Origin of the sequence: Devosia sp. UYZn731, from assembly GCF_040546795.1 — a bacterium.
In the GTDB taxonomy this organism is placed as follows: Bacteria; Pseudomonadota; Alphaproteobacteria; order Rhizobiales; family Devosiaceae; genus Devosia.
Map to the genome: position 1 here is coordinate 1 of NZ_JBEPOL010000011.1, position 17,902 is coordinate 17,902.

The window sequence follows — 17,902 nt, forward strand, 5'->3', positions numbered from 1 at the left end:
TGTTGGGTGTGGGGGTTGTGTTTGTGTTTGGGGGTGGGGGGTGGGCCTGTTTTCGGGTCTTGGTTTGCGCGCGCCCCCCCCCCGCCGGGGGGGGGGGGGGGGCGGGCCCCCCCCCCCCCCCCCCCCCCCCCCCCCCTTCCCCAACCACCGCGCCCAGCGAAGGCCCCCTCACCCGGCCGAAGGCGGCCGACCTCTCCCCCCAGGGAGAGGTGAAGGAGGCCCGTAATGTCCGCTGACATTCGCGCGCCATGGGGGCTCAAGATCGCGTCTGCGGCGGGTCTCGCGTTCCTGCTGGTGCCGCTCCTCATCATCTTCATCTATGCCTTCACCACCGAGGAGCGCAGCTTCGCCTGGCCGCCGCCGGGGCTGACGCTGAAATGGTTCGCCGTCGCCTGGGGCCGCACCGACCTGTGGAGCGCCATGACCCTGTCCATCCAGGTCGGCCTCGTCTCGACCCTGATCGCGCTCATCCTCGGCACGCTCTGCGCCGCCGCCGTCTCGCAAACCCAGTTCTTCGGCCGCGAAACGATCTCGCTGCTGGTCATCCTGCCCATTGCGCTGCCCGGCATCATCACCGGCATGGCCTTGCGCTCGGCTTTCTCCATCGCCGATATCCCGTTTTCGTTCTGGACCATCGTACTCGGCCACGCCACGTTCTGCGTCGTCGTGGTCTACAACAACGCCGTCGCCCGCTTCCGCCGAACCTCGGGCTCGCTGATCGAAGCCTCGATGGACCTCGGCGCCGACGGCTTCCAGACTTTTCGCCACGTCATCCTGCCCAATATCGGCACGGCCTTGCTCGCGGGAGGCATGCTGGCCTTTGCGCTCAGTTTCGACGAGGTCATCGTCACCACCTTCACCGCCGGCCAGCAACAGACGCTGCCGCTGTGGATGCTCGAAGAGCTGATCCGCCCGCGCCAGCGTCCCGTGACCAACGTCGTCGCCATGGTGGTGGTGCTGGTCACCACTTTGCCCATGCTCCTGGCATTCTATCTGACCCGCGACGGCGACCAGATCGCCGGCAGCGGCAAATAAGAGGAGGCTATCCTGGATACCAATATGCTGATCGGCGCGTCCTTCGTGGCGGGCACCGAGACCGAGGAACACATCCTCAATCCCAAGACCGGCGAGGATATCCTGCTCTTGCCCGAGGCCTCGCTCGGCCAGATCGATGCCGCCGTCAACGCTGCTGAAAGAGCCTTCACCGCCTGGTCGCGCACCACGCCGGGTCAGCGCTCCAATTACCTGCTCAAAATCGCTGACGCTGTCGAGCGCGATGCGCTCGGCTTCGCCAGCCTCGAAGCGCTCAATTGCGGCAAGCCGATCAATGCCGTGATCAATGACGAAATCCCCGCCATCGTCGATTGCTACCGCTTCTTTGCCGGCGCCGTCCGCAACATGCATGGCGCGGTGGCGGGCGAATACCTGCCTGGCCACACCTCGATGATCCGCCGCGATCCGGTCGGCATTGTCGGCTCCATCGCGCCGTGGAATTATCCGCTGATGATGATGGCCTGGAAGCTGGCGCCCGCGCTGGCTGGCGGCAATACCGTGGTGTTCAAGCCCTCCGAACAGACCCCGCTCAGTGCGCTGAAGTTCGCAAAATTGCTGGCCGATATCTTGCCCGAAGGCGTGGTCAATGTGGTGCTGGGGCGCGGGGCCACCGTCGGCAATGCGCTGATCAACCACCCCAAGATCAACATGATCTCGATTACCGGCGATATCGGCACCGGCAAGAAGGTCATCGAGGCGGCGGCCAAATCGGTCAAGCGCACCCATCTCGAACTCGGCGGCAAGGCCCCGGTCATCGTTTATGACGATGTGGACCTCGAAAGCGTCGTTTCGGGCCTGCGCGCCTTCGGCTTCTACAATGCCGGGCAGGACTGCACCGCCGCCTGCCGCGTCTATGCCGGCGACAAGATTTACGACAAGCTCGTCGCCGATCTGACCTCGGCGGTCTCCACCATCACGCTGAACGATCCCGACGACACCAAGAACGAAATCGGCCCGCTGATCTCCGGCCGTCAGCGTGATCGGGTCGCCAGCTTCGTCAATCGCGCCGCCGAATTGCCCAATATCGAAATCACCACCGGCGGCAAAGCCATCGGGGACAAGGGCTTCTTCTTCCAGCCCACAGTCGTTGCGGGCGCGCTGCAATCGGACGAAATCGTGCGTCGTGAGGTGTTCGGCCCGGTGATTTCCATCACGCGTTTCAAGGAGCCGGAGGACGCCGTGACCTGGGCCAATGACAGCGATTATGGCCTGGCTTCGTCAGTGTGGACCCGCGACGTCAACAAGGCGATGGCGACCGCCGCGCGGCTGCGCTACGGCTGCACCTGGATCAATACTCACTTCATGCTGGTCAACGAAATGCCTCATGGCGGGCTGAAACAGTCCGGCTATGGCAAGGATTTGTCGGGTTACGCGCTGGAGGATTATACCGTGGTGCGGCATGTGATGATCAATCACGGAGGGTGATCTTCACCTCTCCCCCGAAGGGAGAGGTGAAGGAAGGGGCTTCGTGTCTAAATCGCCGCAAGCCCGCCCGCGACAATCGCCTGGATTTCATTCTCGACCGTATCGAGGATCGCATTGATCGCGGCGACGGACGCCTCCACATCCTCCGCCACGATGGCATCGGCGAGCGTGCGGTGGATCGGGAACGACTCCAGTCCGAACGCATCGGCCCCGAACGGGGAGTCGCCGCCACGTTCCAGGGCATGGTCGAGATTGGCCAAAATCTGACCATACATCGGATTGCCCGACGCATCGTAAATCGCGCCGTGGAAGGCGTGGTCGGCCTTGCGCCAGGGACGGCCAGCATCGACCTCGGTCAAAAGCACTGTGCACAGCCGGCCGATTTCGGCCCGTTGGCTCGGGTTCGCCGCAATCGCGGCCTTGCGCACCACGTCGTTTTCCAGCGTGCGGCGCACTTCCATCAGGCGCAGCAGAGCCTCGCCCTCCAGCCGCACCATAGTGGGCACCAGCCCGCGCGAGGTTTGCACCCGGGCGGTGAGATAAGTGCCGTCGCCTTGACGGCGCTTGATGATGCCGAGGCCTTCCCAGCGATTGAGCGCCTCGCGCATAGTCGAGCGGCCGACGCCGAGCGTCGCGGCGAGCGATACTTCGGGCGGCAGGCGGTCGCCGATGGTCAGGCCCGCGCTTTCGATCATTGCAGCGAGCGCATCCAGCACCGCGACGCCACGCGTACGGGTTTCCAGCGGCACGAGATAGCTGAGCGCTCCACCCTGGGTCACCGGCTCGAATCTCCTCTGATCGGCGGAAGCCGATGGCGGCACATTCATCACAGTTTCGGCGTCCTGTCAGCAAGGCACTAGGCCGTGCGGGCGGCGCTCTTGTTGAGGTCCAGCAGATCGGTGAGCGCCTCGATCAGCAGGTCCATCTGTCCCTTGGAATTATAGCCCTGCACCGATACGCGCGCGATGCAGCGATCCTGCCAGCGGAACACCGGGATTTCGATGCTGTACTGCTCCAGCAAGGCGATCTTGAGCCACTCCACATCGCATTCCGGGATCGGCATGGCGACCATTTGCGGGGCGGAAAATTCTGGGCTGCTCAGAGCCGGCAAGCGCGTGATCTCGGCCAGGCGTCGCGCCGTGTCCTGAGCCAGCGCCTGGCAATGGGCCGCCACGCCCCACCAGTCGTTTTCGCGCCGATAGTCCAGCGCCGCGCTGACAGCCAGCCAGGCGGCCGGGTCGCGCGTGCCCTGCATTTCGATTTCGTCGATGAATGGCGAATTGCCGAACGCGCCTTTTGCGCCTGGCTGCTTTGAGTCTGCAGTCCAGCCGTGGGAAATCACCAGCGGATTGAGCAGGCCTTGCAGTTCGGGTCGGGCATGGAGGAAGGCCGAGCCCTTGGGCGCCATCATCCACTTGTGGCAATTGCCGGCATAGAAATCGGCGCCGATGGCGTCGAGGTTCAGCTTGATATGGCCGGGGGTATGGGCACCGTCTATTACGCTCCAGATGCCGCGCCTGCGGGCCTCCACGATGGCGGCTTCGATGGGAAACAGCAAAGCCGTCGGCGAGGTGATGTGGCTGAGGAACAGCACCTTGGTGCGCTCGGTCATGCCGGCGATGATGGTATCGGTGAACTGTGCCGGGTCGGTTAGCGGCAGCGGAATTTTCACCACTACGACCTCGGCGCCGGTCTTGCGGCACACATAGGCCCAGGTCTTCTCCAGCGCCGAATATTCATGGTCGGTGGTCAGAATCTGGTCGCCGGGCTTCAGGTCCAGCGATTGAGCGACGATGTTCAGCCCCAGCGTGGCATTGGTCAGCCCGACGATATTGTCCGAGCTGGTGCCCAGTTCTTCCGCCAAGGCGACGCGCGGTCCGCGCATGTTCTCGGTCAGCTTGCGGCCCAAAAATTCGACGGGCTGGCCCTCCAGTTCGAGCTGCCAGTTCTGATAGGCGGCGAAGACGGGGCGCGGGCAGGCCCCGAACGAGCCATGATTGAGAAAGACGACGTCCTCGCGAATGAGGAACTGCCGGGCAAGATTTTCGGACAATTCAGCGCCCTTTCAGGGTGGGATCGAGGGCATCGCGCAGCCCATCGCCGAACAGCGTGGTCGCGAGTACGGTGATGGCCAGCGCGGCGGTCGGGAAGACCGCCATGTGCCAGTAAAAGAACATGAAATTGAGGCCGATGCTGATCATTTGCCCCCAGCTCGGCGTTGGCGGTGGCACGCCAATCCCGAGGAAGCTCAGGCTGGCTTCCAGCATCATCGCAAGCGGGATCGCCAGCACGAAACCCACAATGATCGGCGAGATCGAATTGGGGATCAGATGCCGCCGAATGATATACCAGGGCGATGCCCCCAGCGCCTGCGCCGCGCGCACAAACTCTTTTTCCCGGAACGCCTTAACCTGCGCCCGAACCAGCAGGCATACATTGACCCAGCCGAACAGCGCGGCGATCAGCACGATGGTGAAGAACCCGCCATGCGTCAGCGTCGCCAGCAGCATGGCGGCCAGTAGCGGTGGCACTACCGAGAACAATTCGATGATGCGCATGATGAACCAGTCGACCCTGCCGCCGTAATAGCCGGCCAGCGCCCCCAGCGGAATGCCGATCACCACGCTGAACGCGGCGGCGGAAAAGCCGATGGTCAGCGACACCCGCGCGCCATAGACGATGCGGGTGTAAAAATCGCGGCCCAGATCGTCGACGCCGAACCAGTGCTCTGCCGACGGGAACGCCAAAGCTTGTGGCAGGTAAGCCTGCGCTTCCGGGCCAATCGGGGTGATCAGTGGCGCGAAGATCGCCATCAGGATCAGCAGCAGCACCACCGCGCCCGCCACCAGCGCGGCCTTGTTGCCGGTAAAGCGCCGCCAAGCAAAATACAGCGGGCTGCGCTGCCGGTACTGTGGCGCAATCACCGCCGCGGGGATCAGTGTCTCGGCGCTCATGGCTTGCCTCCTGCGCGGATGCGAGGATTAAGCAGCGCATAGACGATGTCGGAGAACAGATAGGCCAGGCAGTACATCATCGTGATCATCAGCATCAGCGCCATTTCCAGCGGATAATCGCGCTTTTCGATGCTGGACACGAAGTAGGCGCCGAGCCCCGGCACGCGGAACATCGCCTCGACAAAAATCGAGCCGGTGGCGGTGCCGATGAACATGGGCAGGAACACGGTCACCAGCGGGATCGCCGAATTGCGCAGCACGTGCTGGAAGATGATCCGGCGCTCGCTGAGCCCCTTGGCCCGCAATACGGTGACAAAAGGCCGGTTGAGCGTATCGAGCATGGCCGAGCGGGTGTAGCGCGCATAGGTCGCCAAGGGGATCGCCGCATAGGCGATGATGGGCAGAATCCAGCGCTCGGGCTTGCCCCAGCCGCTCGCGGGCAACCAGTTGAGCCAGACCGCGAAAACGAGGATCAGCATCAGCGAGATGACGAAGACCGGGATGGTCAGGCCCAGCGTCGCAAAGGTCGAAGCGAGATAGTCGATCCAGGTATTGCGGTTCAGTGCCGCCGCCATGCCCAGCAAGACGCCCAGCGGCGCCCCGATCAAAACGCCGGCGCCGCCCAGCACCAGGCTCGGCACCCAGGCGCGCGACAACAGGCCGATAATGGTATCGCCGGGGCTTTGGTAGGGCACGCCGAAATCGAAGTGCAGCACGCCCCACATGTAATTCAGGTATTGCACATGCAGCGGCTGATCGAGGCCCAGCCGGGCCATCAGCTTGGCGCGCACGGCGTCGGACAGTGGCATGTCGTTGCCATCGAAGGGGCCGCCGGGAATGGCGTGCATCATCATGAAGATGATGATCGAGACCACGATGAAGGTCACGGCGATCGACACCAGCCGGCGCAGGATGAACAGGGTCATGTGGTCACCACCGCTTCGACGAGATGATTGGGTGCGATGCTCACCAGTTGCGGCTCGGCATTGGGCGCCATCCCGGTCTGGATCACCGTGTAGCGCGGCGTCGCCGCTTCGATTTCCGCTGCCGACAGGAACGTGCGCAGCCGCTTGTCGCGCGGATTGCTGGCCGGGATCGCATCGAGCAGGGCCCGCGTATAGGGGTGCTGCGGATTCTCGAAAATCTGTGCGGTCGGCGCCTGTTCCACGACGCGGCCACGATACATCACCACGACGGTGTCGGTCAGCGTGCGCACCGTGCCGAGGTCATGGCTGATGAACAGCATCGACAGGCCCATCTCGCGTTGCAATTGCTTGAGCAGGCCGATGATTTGAGACTTTACGGTGACGTCTAGCGCCGAGGTCGGCTCATCGGCGATGAGCACGGAGGGGCCAAGAATGAGCGCTCGGGCGATGGCGACGCGCTGCCGCTGGCCGCCCGAGAGTTCATGGGGATAGCGCTGGCCGAAATTGCGGTCGAGCCCGACCTTCTCCAGCCAGTCCAACGCGGTTTCTGTCTGCTGTTTGCCGGGGGTGATGCCATGGATATGCAGCGGCTCGGCGACGATCTGGGCCAGCGTCATCATCGGATCGAGCGCCGAATAACTGTCCTGGAATATGACCTGCATGCGGCGGCGGAAGCTTTTCAGTGCTATCGGCTCCAGCGTCGAGATATCGCTGCCATCGACCAGGATTTGACCGCCGCTGGGCTCGGTCAGCCGCAGCGCCATCATGCCGGTGGTGGTTTTGCCGGACCCGGACTCGCCGACCAGCCCGACGATCTTGTTGCGCGGCAGCACCAGATCGACGGTGCGCACGGCGCGGAAATCGGCATATTTGCGCGAGAAGCCCTGACCCTGGTGGACGCGGTAGGTCTTGGAGAGCCCGCGCAGTTCCAGCGCCGGCACGGCCGTTTCGTCGGCTTTGGTAGCGTCATCCGGCTTGGTGGCGCCAGCCTTAAGACTCGCCAGCAGCGTCTTGGTGTAAGCGTGCTGGGGCGCATCGAAAATGTCCTGCACCAGGCCTTCTTCCATCACCTCGCCGCCATACATGACCAGCACGCGATCGACCGTTTCGGCGATCACGCCAAGGTCATGGGTAATCATGATCAGCGCCATGCCGAACTCGGCCTGCACCTTCTTGATTAACTGCAGAATCTGCGCCTGGATGGTCACGTCGAGCGCGGTGGTCGGCTCGTCGGCGATCAGCACCTTTGGCTGGCACGACAGCGCCATGGCGATCATCGCGCGCTGCAGCATGCCGCCGGAAAGCTGGTGCGGATAATAGTTCAGCACATCCTTGGCGTTCTTGATTTCAACGCGGAGCAGGAGTTGCTCGGCCTCGGCCCATGCCGCGCGCTTGGCAGTTTTGCGATGGGCGCGGATAGTCTCGACAATCTGGTGGCCGATGGTGAAGACCGGATCGAACGCCGTCATCGGGTCCTGGAAAATCATCGCGGCGGAGCGGCCACGCAACTGCGCCAGTCCTTCCGCATCGGCATCGAGCACGTTGACGCCGTCGAGTACCATCGATTTGGCGCCGATTTTGGCATTGGCGCCGAGCAGGCGCAGTAGCGCCATGCAGGTCACCGATTTGCCGGATCCGGATTCGCCCACAATGCCCAGGCTTTCGCCCTCGTTCAGGTGGAAGCTGACGCCTCGGACCGCAGCGACGTCCCCGCCATACTGGCTGAAACTGACGGTCAGTCCGTTGATTTCGACAAGCTTCATAAATCAAATCCGAATGGAACAAGGCGCGCTTCCCGGGGAGGATCCGGGAAGCGCTTTTGTGGGTCGACTACTTCTTGGTCAGGTGGGTAAAGAAGTAGTGGGCCAGGCGGTCGAGCGGGGTGAAGCCCTGCTTGTTGGGCGTGGAGGCATCGCCGCCGAGCTGGTCGGACAGCACCGCGATGGTGATCGGATGCACCAGCGGCACGATCGAGGCATTGTCGATCAGCACCTGTTCGGCCTGGGCATAGAGCTTGAGGCGCTCTTCCCAAACGGGGTTGCTGTCGGCCTCGGCGACCAGCTTGTCATAGGCCGGCACATGGTGGTCATGACGGCCGCCATTATAGAAAATGCCGAAGAAGTTGGACGGATCGAGATAGTCGTATTCGTAAGGCGCGATGAAGATATTGTTCTTCTTGTTCAGCAGACCGTCCATCCAGTCCTTGGTCGGCAGCACCTTGATGTTCATGGTGATGCCCAGGATGTCCTTGAACTGCGCCTGCAGATACTGGGCCATTGGCGGCACGATTGCGCCGTTATAGCCACCCTCGTCGCGATACCAAATCTCGATTTCGGGGAAACCCTTGCCGTCCGGGAAGCCGGCATCGGCCATGAACTGCTTGGCCTTGGCAGGATCGAACTTGGCTTCGGCAGCGATCTCGGCGTTGTAGCCAGGATAGCCGGGCGCGAGGATCGAGCCGGCCGGGATAGCGATGTCCTTGAGGACGGTCGAGGTCAGCTCGTCACGGTTGACGGCGTAATAGAACGCCTTGCGGACGTTCACGTCATTGAACGGCGCCGAGTTCAGGTCGAACGAGATGTAAGAGACCGCAAACACCGCATTCTTGCGGATGCCGTCCGGATAGCGCTGAGTCGCCACCGGCACCTGGCCGGTATTGAGGAACGAATAATCGGCGTCGCCGGCGAGGAAGGCCGGCAGGCCGACTTCAGGAGCGCCCAGCGTCGGATCGATTTCGATGCGATCGAGCTGCGACTGCCACGGGCCCGTATACGTTGGGTTCTTGACCAGCACGACCGAGTTGTTCGACTTTTCCCAGCTGTCGAGCAGATAGGGGCCTGACGAGATCACGGTGTCGATATTGGTCGCCCAGTCATCGCCATACTTGTCGAACTGGTGCTTGGGCACCGGGTACCACAGGCTCACCACGCTCGGCAGATAGGGTTTTGGCGCGGCGGTGGTGACTTCGATAGTCAGGTCGTCGACGACCTTGAGGCCAAGGGTCGAGACGTCGGCCTTGCCTTCGGTGACGTCTTTCCAGTTCTTGATGCCGCCGGCAAAATCCCAATACCAGTTGAAATCATAGCCAGTGGTGGCGGCGCGTCGCAGCGCGAAGACGTAGTCTTCCGCCGTCAGCTTTTCGCCATCGCTCCACACCAGACCCGGACGCAGGTGAAACGTCCAGGTCAGCCCGTCCTCGGACTGGTCCCAGCTTTCGGCCCCGAGGGCGGTCAACGTGAAATCCTTGTCGAAGCTGGTCAGCGGGATCTGCAGCACTTCGGCATAGGTTGCCCGCGCATAGACCGTCTTCATGTAGTCCATATAGGTGCCGGACGTGTTCTGGCCCGGCGCGACCAGCGTCGTTTGGGCCAGCGCCGGTACGGCCAAGCCGACCGCCAGCGCCAGCGCCCCCGCTATTTTGAGCAGTGCGTTCATTCAGCTCCCTCCTTGTTGCAGAGCCAATCCATTTGCGTCCCCTCGCACCGTCCGGCGGCGATAGTTTGCCGCCGGCTGCGTTCCCCAACAGGCACCGAAGTGTGTCAGATGACATATGTCTGACAAATATGGATGGGCTTAGCAAGCGCCTCACGGCGATCTCTGCACAATGAATGTGCCTAAGTTCGAGAAGGTCAAGGAATGAGCAGAAGCCGGATCGCAGGAGGACCGCGACTGTTGTCCGAGCTGCGGAGCGCAATGCCCTTCTCCAAATGCATGATCGGGGTAAAGCAAAACGGCGCCCCGGAGGACGCCGTTTGGAAATTTCGCGGTGGTGGCTGGATCAGAAGCCGAACACGCCGGTGACGCTGGAGCCGTTGTCGCCATTCTGGACGCATTCGGCATCGGTATTTTCGCCGAACTGGAACAGGCCGCAATTGTTGTTGTTGCCGTTCTGGTGAATGGTGCCGGTGTGGCCATTGCCTTCCTGATAGATGACGCCGCCATTGCCCGAGCCGTTCTGCTGGCCGCCCGCCGAATTGCCATTGCCGTTCTGGCTGACATTGGCGCCATGGGCATTCATGCCGTTAAAGATCGAGAACAGTTGCAGGCCCGTGCCGAGCGCCTGGGCTTCGTCCGGATCGGTGGGGGTGTAGCTGACGGAAACCTGCCCGTTGGCCATGGCCGGGGCGGCAAGGCTGAAAGCGCCCATGGTGAGGGCGAGGACGGCGACGATGGCAGTTTTGAAGGTCTTGGTCATAATGTCTCTCCTGGGTGCTTGGCGTTAGCGTTGATGCTGGTGTTCCAGCCGATGACCACACATTGGCACCCCTGGACTGAACCGATCTGGAGCAAGGCATTCAGATTTCGTTCACGGATTTGGCCCGGCCCACGGCAAGCAAAAAGGGCCCCGGTTGCCCGGAGCCCATCGTGGCGTTGAGATCACTATTCAGGTGCGGCTGGGCATCGTCTGGGAGCAGTCCATATCCATGCCATCGGCGGTGACCTTGAACATCACCTTGTAGGTCGCGCCGTCATTGATCGAAACCTGGCCCAGTGTGACCGTCTCGTTGGCGGGCGCGGCGAAGGCGCCGCCCTGGCTGATATTGGAATTACCGCCGGGGCCGGAGCTGACCACTTGGAACTGATAGCTGCCGTTGACGGCGACGTCGGAGGTGAAGGCGGCCTGCAACGCGATCATGCCGCCATTGCTGGTGGCATTGATGCCGCAGACCGTGGGGTCCTGGCTTTTGGCCTGGCCGCTGCTGGCAGCGACGCCGACAAGCCCGAGACCAAGCAGGATCGGGACGGCGATAATGCGAAGGCGGGAATCGAAAATGCTCATCTGAGTCTCCTGTGTTCGGGTTGATGTGACTGAGGCCGGGAGGCGCTGTGTCCTCCCGGCCCCAAAAATTTCAAGTGGAGGCCGGATCAGGGGCAGGCCTGAACGAAGGCTGCGACATTGCCCGAACCGTGCTGGGCGACGTTGGCGGCGCAGTTGTTACCGACCTGGACACCGGCGGCGACGTTGCCATTGCCGTCCTGGGTCAGGATGGCGGTGTGGTTGGAGCCGAACTGGCCAACGCCGGCAGCGTTGTTGTCGCCGACCTGATTGGTTTCGCCGTAGTTGTTGAAGCCGTCCTGGCCGATGGCGCCAACGTTGCCGTTGCCATGCTGCTGGCCGATGGCCTGGTTCCAGATGCCGTTCTGGTGGACACCGATGATGTTGCCGGTGCCGATCTGACCGCCGCCTGCGGTGTTGCCCCAGCCGGCCTGATCGATGAAGACGTCATTGGCCATGGTCGGTGCTACGGCGAAGGCGAGGACAGCGGCGACGGCGGCGGAAATAAGGAAGGTGCGGCTCATTTTGTCTCTCCTGTTGGGGTGCGGCCCGTGTGGCGCCGCTGTTTCGATGACCTGAGACTAGGCCCGCCCAAAGGAACCAGGACTGAACCCGGAGTTCAGAATCCGTTCACACAATCATTATTTTTAGCGAGGGCCGGGGACCGCCCGTCGCAGTGCCTTTTGGTACGCAAGCACACTGAACCGGACGAATTCGTCCGCTACCGCCTTTCGCACGGCGGCGATCTGCGCAAATACTACTCGGCGCGACGCCCCAATGCGTTAGCCGGAAACAGGAGACGCTGCATGTACCAGAATATGGCCGGATCGGCCCACCCCCTGGCGCCCAGCGAAATCGCCGTGCCGGCCATGCCCGAGGACGAGCGCGTCTGGGTGCCGCAGGCGGAGGGCGTGTGGTTTCGCCCGCTCATGCTCAATACGCTGGCGGGGCAATGGTGCAATCTGCTTCGGGTGCGCCGCGCCGGTGTGCTGTCGCGCCACCTGCATCCCAATCCGGTGCATGGCTATGTCATCAAGGGCCGTTGGTTCTACAAGGAACACACCTGGGTCGCCGAAACCGGCTCCTACGTGTTCGAGCCGCCCGGCGAGGTGCACACGCTGATGGTGCCCGAAGATTGCGCGGAGATGATTACCTTCTTCAACATCACCGGCTCGATGGTTTATCTCGACGAGAACAACAAGCATGTCGGCTACGAGGATGTATTCACCAAGATCGATATGTGCCGCGCCCACTATGAAAAAGTGGGGCTGGGCGGCGGCTATGTCGACCAGTTCGTGCGCTGACCATGGCCGATAGCCTGGATTATCAATGGGCGTCCGGTTGGTACGGCGGCAAGAGCGTGCTGGTCACCGGCGGAACCTCCGGCATCGGCGCGGCCGTGTCGCGCGCTTTCCTGCGGGCGGGAGCCAAGGTCACGTCGGCCGGCGTCGCGCAGAGCGAAGCCGATGCCCTGGCAGGTGACGCCGATTTCGCCAAAGCCAGCCTCAAGCTGCTCGATGTGCGTGATGGCGCCGCGGTGAACGGCTTGATTGCCGGACTGCCAGCGCTCGATATCCTCATCAACTGCGCGGGCATCATCCGGCGCGGCGACGAACTGGACCCGGCCGTGTTCGAACAGGTGGTGGACATCAACCTCAACGGCACCATGCGCTGCTGCGCGGCGGCCCGGCCGCTGCTGGCCCAATCGGGCAGTGGCGCCATCGTCAACCTGGCCTCGATGCTATCGATCTTCGGCGGCGGCCTGGTCCCCGCCTATTCCGCCAGCAAGGGCGGCATTTCGCAGCTCACCAAATCGCTGGCCATCGCCTATGCGCCCGATGCCATTCGGGTCAACGCCGTGGCGCCCGGCTGGATCGCCACCCCGCTGACCCAGGCCCTGCGCGACGATCCCGCCCGCTCGGACCCGATCCTGGCGCGCACGCCGCTCCGGCGCTGGGGCAGCCCGGAAGATATCGCCAACGCTGTGCTATACCTCTGCTCCCCCGTCGCCGCCTTCGTCACTGGCTCCACCCTGGTCGTCGATGGAGGCTATTCGATCACCTGAGACTAGCTCCGCAAGCCCGGGGCTTCCTGGCCTGTGCTCTGCACATATTCGGTATAGCCGCCGCCATAGGTGTGGATGCCCTCTGGCGTCAGTTCCAGCACGCGATTGGACAGCGCCGCGAGGAAATGACGGTCATGGCTGACGAACAGCATGGTGCCCTCGAACTGCGACAGCGCCTCGATCAGCATTTCCTTGGTGGCGATATCCAGATGGTTGGTGGGCTCGTCCAGCACCAGGAAGTTCGGCGGATCGAACAACATGATCGCCATCACCAGCCGAGCCTTTTCGCCGCCTGACAGCACCCGGCATTTCTTGTCGATATCGTCGCCCGTAAAGCCGAAACATCCCGCCAGCGCCCGCAGCGGCGCTTGGCCCGAGGCCGGAAAGCTGTCCTGCAACTGCTCGAACACGGTGCGGTCACCATCCAGAACGTCCATGGCGTGCTGCGCAAAATAGCCCATCTTGACGCTGGGCCCGCGCGTCACCGAGCCCGTATCGGGATCGGCCGTGCCGGTCACCAGCTTGAGCAGCGTCGACTTGCCGGCGCCATTGACACCCATAATGCACCAGCGCTCGCGACGGCGAACGTGGAAATTGAGGTCGTCATAAATGGTGCGGCTGCCATAGCTCTTGCTGACGCCCTTGAGCAGCGCCACGTCTTCGCCCGAACGCGGCGGCGTGCGGAACTCGAACTCCACGACCTGCCGCCGCTTGGGGGGCTCGACCTTGTCGATCTTGTCGAGCTTCTTGACCCGGCTCTGCACCTGCGCGGCATGGCTGGCGCGGGCCTTGAAGCGGGCGATGAAATCCAGCTCCTTTGCCAGCATGGCCTGCTGCCGCTCGAACTGCGCCTGCTGGTTCTTTTCCGAAATGGCGCGCTGCTGCTGGTAAAATTCGTAATTGCCCGAATAGGTGGTCAGCGAACCGGCATCGATCTCGATGATCTTGGTGCAGATGCGGTTCATGAATTCGCGGTCATGCGAGGTCATGAACAGCGCGCCGCCGTAATTCTGCAGGAAATCCTCCAGCCAGATCAGGCTTTCCAGATCCAGATGGTTGCTCGGCTCATCAAGCAGCAGCGCATCGGGCCGCATCAGGAGGATGCGGGCCAGGGCCACGCGCATCTTCCAGCCGCCTGACAGCGCGCCGACATCGCCGTCCATCATCTCCTGCGAAAAGCCCAGCCCGTCCAGCACTTCGCGGGCGCGACCATCCAGCGAATAGCCGTCCAGCTCCTCAAACTGATGCTGCACCTCGCCATAGCGCTCGATTATGGCGTCCATGTCGTCGGCCTTGTCGGGATCGCCCATGTCGGTCTCGAGCGCGCGCATCTCGACGATCAGCGCACTGACCGGCCCGGCGCCGTCCATCACTTCGGCGACGACGCTGCGGCCAGCCATTTCGCCCACGTCCTGGCTGAAATAGCCGATGGTGACGCCGCGATCGACCGAGACCTGGCCCTCGTCGGGCTGCTCTTCGCCCGTAATCATCCGGAACAACGTGGTCTTGCCGGCGCCATTGGGGCCGACGAGACCGATCTTCTCGCCCTTCTGCAAGGCAGCCGAAGCGTCGATGAAGACGATCTGCTTGCCGTTCTGCTTGCCGATGCTTTCGAGGCGGATCATGATTTCAAACCTGACGAGAGAGATGGCCGCCCCCTGATCGGGAGGCGGCCATGAACATGGTGTCCGTAAAGCACTCGCAGCGCCCCGGCGCAAGCGCCGGCAACGCGGCGCAGCTATGCCCGCACTACTGCAATTGCGGCTTGCGCAGGAAGCTGTTGCGATCGGCCGACTTGATGCGCAGCCAGGAATCGCGGCCATCGCGCACGATCCGCATCGGCACTTCAGCGCCGGCCGGACCGCTGCTCCAGACCTTACGATAGAAATCCGCCAGGCTGTCGATCTCGCCGTCGCGAATGTCGGAGATCACATCGCCCCGCCGCAGGCCGGCTTTTTCCGCCGGCCCATTCTCGGCAACGCTCATCACCACCACGTCGCCATTGCTTTCGGCCGAGAACACCCCGAGCCACGGGCGCGGCGGCGTGCTGACCTGGCCCTTGGCCAGCATGTCGCCCAGGATGGGCGGCAACAGATCGATCGGCACGATCATGTTGATGTCGGTGACCGCGCCGTTGTGAACCATCTGCACCCGCAGCGACCCGATGCCCAATAGCTTGCCATCGGCGCCCACCAGTGCCGCCCCACCCCAGGAGGGATGCGCCGGTGCGATGAAGATGGCCTCGTCCAGCAGATATTCCCAGTAGCCGGCAAACTCCTGCTTGGCCACGATTTTGGACTGAACCGAATTGCCGGTGCCATCGGTGAAGGCAACAGCGTCGCCCAGCGCCGCATCAGCCGAACTGCCCAGCTCAAGCGCCGGCAGGTTGAGCTGGCCCAGTGCCTGCAACAGGCCGAAACCAGTTTCCTGGTCATAGGCCATCACGTGGGCCGGAACGACGCGCTCGTCATGGGTGGTCAGCCAGACTTCCTCGGCCTCGGCAATGAGGTAGCCGATGGTCAGCACAAGTCCCGTGTCGCTGATGACGACGCCACTGCCCTCCCGCAAGGTGCCAAGGCCTCCCGCCGTGAAGGCATCATCGGGAATGGTTGCGCGCACGGCCACGATGGACTGCAGCTTGGGATCGATAATCATGATCTTGTCCTGCCAAAAGGGGGAGGCGGGGCCAGAGGGGGCCGCTCGCCATACCCCATTCAGGTATGAAACCCGATGGCAAACCACAAGCCCCGAGCGCTCAATCAGGCGCTCCGCATATCTCGTCCTCCATCGGAGGGGACACGATCAGCGCGGCCCGATCGCCTTGGCGCGCGCGATCAAACCCTGCACGATCAAGGTCCGGTATTTTTTGAACCAGATAAGCATTTTCATCTCCTTTACTCAGGCACGTGAGGCGATATAGGCGCGCCAACCGCCATGATGGGTGACTTCTTCGGCGCCCACCAAGGCATAGGGCTCACACAAGAAGCCGGAGATGCTGCTGCCATCGTCCAGCGCGATCTTGCCGACGCCCAGTGGCGCAGGAATGCGGGCAACGAATTGGCCAAAGGCCGCAGGCGGCAATTCCCACACTTCGACTGCCAGCCCATGGCTCGCAAAGCCGGGCTCGCGGATCATGCCCGGCTTGGGCGGCACCGTGCCGGGCAGGGCATAGAGCCGATAGTCACCCGTGGTGCGGCAGCTCTTGATCAATCGGCCGCCGGGGCCGGTGAGTTCCTTGTTCAGCGGCATGCCGGTCAGGTGCGCACCGACCACGACGACAGGGATCAAGGTGCTTGGCGCGGCGGGCACTTTGCTCCCTTCCGGCAGCACCGCCGCCTTATCGCGGCCCATGCCACGGGCCGCGAGGCGGTGCAGTGCGTCGGCGAACGGGGCCAGCGCGTCATCGGTGAAGGCGGGCGCGATCAGCGTCACGCCGGCTGGCAGGTGGTCATTGCTGTCAAATCCGGCAGGGATGGCGATGGCGGCGCAATCGAGCAGGTTGACGAAATTGGTATAGCGCCCGAAGTGGCTGTTCTTGCGCACCGGGTCGGCCAGCATCTCCTCGACCGTGTAAGTGGTTGGCGAGGTCGGCAGCAGCAGCACATCGGCCTTGGCCCAGGTCGCCTCGGTCTTGCGGCGCAGCTGTTCCAGCTTGTACTTGCCGTTGAAAGCTTCGACTGCCGTCCTGCCCTTGGCGCCCTCGATGATGCCCCGCACCGTCGGGTCGAAATCTGCCGCATTGGTGGCGATAAAATCTCCCACCGCCGCCAACCGCTCCGCTACCCATGGGCCGTCATAGAGTAGCGCCGCGGCTTCGCGGAACGGTGCGTAGTCGAACGGCACGATGGTGGCCCCGAGCGAACGGGCGTTCTCGATTGCTGCGTCATAGAGTTTTTCGACCTCGGCATTGCCAAAGAACTCGCGCTCGGCCCCTTCGAGCACGCCGACGCGGAGTGCTCTAGGCAGTTCAGCCCAGTTAGGACGGCGAGAGAACGGATCGGAGGCATCGAAGCCTTCGGCGATGTTGCGCACGGCAACACCGTCGCCAACTGTCGCGGCGAAAATGGTGATGCAATCGACGCTTTTGCAGGCCGATACCGTGCCGGTATTGGACAACAGGCCCGGCGTCGGCTTGATGCCCACTAGATTTTGGAATGCCGCCGGGACGCGGCCAGACCCGGCGGTGTCAGTGCCCAGCGCGAAGGTGGCGAAGCCCGCAGCCACTGTGACGCTCGATCCGGAACTGGAACCGCCCGAAACATAGGCCGCATCGAACACCGAGCGGGGTGCGCCATAGGGCGAGCGCGTACCGTTGAGGCCGGTAGCGAACTGATCGAGATTGGTCTTGCCGATGACGATCGCGCCAGCCGCCCGTAGCCGCGCGATGACGGTCGCATCGGCCGCAGGCCGATACTCGAAAGCCGGGCAGGCGGCGGTCGTCGCCAGGCCGGCGACATCGATATTATCCTTGACCGCGAAAGGGATGCCCCAGAGCGGCAGGCTGTTCGGCTCCGGCGATTTCTCCATCAGTGCGCGAGCCGCAATGCGCAAATCCTCATCGCTGGTCGGCGTGATGAACACTGCTTTGTCGGGCCAGCCCGCGCGGCGCTCGATGACCGCCTCGATGACGTCGAGCGGCGTGACCGTGCCGGCAGCATAGAGCGCCCTGAGGCTGGCGAGATCGAGAATGATTGGCAGCATG

At 63.1% G+C, this 17,902-nt stretch carries 16 protein-coding genes; 4 read left to right on the forward strand and 12 right to left on the reverse strand.

Annotated features, from left to right (window positions below):
• Positions 1 to 225: 225 nt before the first annotated feature.
• Together ABIB57_RS23020 and ABIB57_RS23025 are read left to right on the forward strand one after the other, a co-directional pair.
• Positions 226 to 1,035 (forward strand): ABC transporter permease, encoded by an 810-nt coding sequence (locus tag ABIB57_RS23020; protein ID WP_354043591.1) that lies wholly within the window; start codon positions 226 to 228, stop codon positions 1,033 to 1,035.
• A gap of 12 nt (positions 1,036 to 1,047) precedes the next feature.
• Positions 1,048 to 2,478, forward strand: a complete 1,431-nt coding sequence (locus ABIB57_RS23025; protein ID WP_354043677.1) for a gamma-aminobutyraldehyde dehydrogenase — start codon at positions 1,048 to 1,050, stop codon at positions 2,476 to 2,478.
• A 47-nt stretch (positions 2,479 to 2,525) separates the two neighbouring features.
• On the opposite strand, the gene ABIB57_RS23030 is transcribed toward ABIB57_RS23025, so the two are convergent.
• From ABIB57_RS23030 to ABIB57_RS23070, 9 genes are all read right to left on the reverse strand, one after another.
• Positions 2,526 to 3,257 carry a FadR/GntR family transcriptional regulator gene (locus ABIB57_RS23030; protein WP_354043592.1) on the reverse strand — a complete coding sequence of 244 codons (732 nt, stop codon included), beginning with the start codon at positions 3,255 to 3,257 and terminating at the stop codon, positions 2,526 to 2,528.
• Between the two features lie 77 nt (positions 3,258 to 3,334).
• Positions 3,335 to 4,531, reverse strand: a complete 1,197-nt coding sequence (locus tag ABIB57_RS23035; RefSeq protein ID WP_354043593.1) for an aminotransferase class V-fold PLP-dependent enzyme — start codon at positions 4,529 to 4,531, stop codon at positions 3,335 to 3,337.
• A gap of 1 nt (position 4,532) precedes the next feature.
• Positions 4,533 to 5,432: an ABC transporter permease gene (locus ABIB57_RS23040; RefSeq protein ID WP_354043594.1), complete on the reverse strand. Its 900-nt coding sequence runs from the start codon at positions 5,430 to 5,432 to the stop codon at positions 4,533 to 4,535.
• Complete coding sequence (locus ABIB57_RS23045) at positions 5,429 to 6,358, reverse strand: ABC transporter permease (protein ID WP_354043595.1); 930 nt, start codon at positions 6,356 to 6,358, stop codon at positions 5,429 to 5,431. The genes ABIB57_RS23040 and ABIB57_RS23045 overlap by 4 nt, the downstream gene beginning before the upstream one ends.
• On the reverse strand, positions 6,355 to 8,121 hold the full coding sequence (locus ABIB57_RS23050) for an ABC transporter ATP-binding protein (RefSeq protein WP_354043596.1): 1,767 nt from the start codon (positions 8,119 to 8,121) through the stop codon (positions 6,355 to 6,357). The genes ABIB57_RS23045 and ABIB57_RS23050 overlap by 4 nt, the downstream gene beginning before the upstream one ends.
• Before the next feature lie 67 nt (positions 8,122 to 8,188).
• Positions 8,189 to 9,793 (reverse strand): peptide ABC transporter substrate-binding protein, encoded by a 1,605-nt coding sequence (locus tag ABIB57_RS23055; RefSeq protein ID WP_354043597.1) that lies wholly within the window; start codon positions 9,791 to 9,793, stop codon positions 8,189 to 8,191.
• Positions 9,794 to 10,136: 343 nt separating this feature from the next.
• A complete protein-coding gene (locus tag ABIB57_RS23060) occupies positions 10,137 to 10,553 on the reverse strand; it encodes a curlin (protein ID WP_354043598.1) in 417 nt (138 codons plus the stop codon).
• Between the two features lie 189 nt (positions 10,554 to 10,742).
• Complete coding sequence (gene csgH, locus ABIB57_RS23065) at positions 10,743 to 11,138, reverse strand: curli-like amyloid fiber formation chaperone CsgH (RefSeq protein WP_354043599.1); 396 nt, start codon at positions 11,136 to 11,138, stop codon at positions 10,743 to 10,745.
• Positions 11,139 to 11,224: 86 nt separating this feature from the next.
• Positions 11,225 to 11,659 carry a curlin gene (locus ABIB57_RS23070; RefSeq protein ID WP_354043600.1) on the reverse strand — a complete coding sequence of 145 codons (435 nt, stop codon included), beginning with the start codon at positions 11,657 to 11,659 and terminating at the stop codon, positions 11,225 to 11,227.
• A gap of 282 nt (positions 11,660 to 11,941) precedes the next feature.
• On the opposite strand from ABIB57_RS23070, the gene ABIB57_RS23075 reads away from it, so the two are divergent.
• Together ABIB57_RS23075 and ABIB57_RS23080 are read left to right on the forward strand one after the other, a co-directional pair.
• Positions 11,942 to 12,439 carry a 2,4'-dihydroxyacetophenone dioxygenase family protein gene (locus ABIB57_RS23075; protein ID WP_354043601.1) on the forward strand — a complete coding sequence of 166 codons (498 nt, stop codon included), beginning with the start codon at positions 11,942 to 11,944 and terminating at the stop codon, positions 12,437 to 12,439.
• A 2-nt stretch (positions 12,440 to 12,441) separates the two neighbouring features.
• Positions 12,442 to 13,200, forward strand: a complete 759-nt coding sequence (locus ABIB57_RS23080) for an SDR family NAD(P)-dependent oxidoreductase (protein ID WP_354043602.1) — start codon at positions 12,442 to 12,444, stop codon at positions 13,198 to 13,200.
• A gap of 2 nt (positions 13,201 to 13,202) precedes the next feature.
• Here ABIB57_RS23080 and ABIB57_RS23085 read toward each other — a convergent pair whose 3' ends face one another.
• The 3 genes from ABIB57_RS23085 to atzF form a co-directional block, all read right to left on the reverse strand.
• A complete protein-coding gene (locus ABIB57_RS23085; RefSeq protein ID WP_354043603.1) occupies positions 13,203 to 14,825 on the reverse strand; it encodes an ABC-F family ATP-binding cassette domain-containing protein in 1,623 nt (540 codons plus the stop codon).
• Between the two features lie 124 nt (positions 14,826 to 14,949).
• The gene (locus tag ABIB57_RS23090) at positions 14,950 to 15,855 is read right to left on the reverse strand and encodes a S1C family serine protease (protein ID WP_354043604.1); all 906 of its coding nucleotides are present in this window, start codon (positions 15,853 to 15,855) and stop codon (positions 14,950 to 14,952) included.
• Between the two features lie 243 nt (positions 15,856 to 16,098).
• Positions 16,099 to 17,901, reverse strand: a complete 1,803-nt coding sequence (gene atzF, locus ABIB57_RS23095; protein WP_354043605.1) for an allophanate hydrolase — start codon at positions 17,899 to 17,901, stop codon at positions 16,099 to 16,101.
• Between the last annotated feature and the right edge of the window lies 1 nt (position 17,902).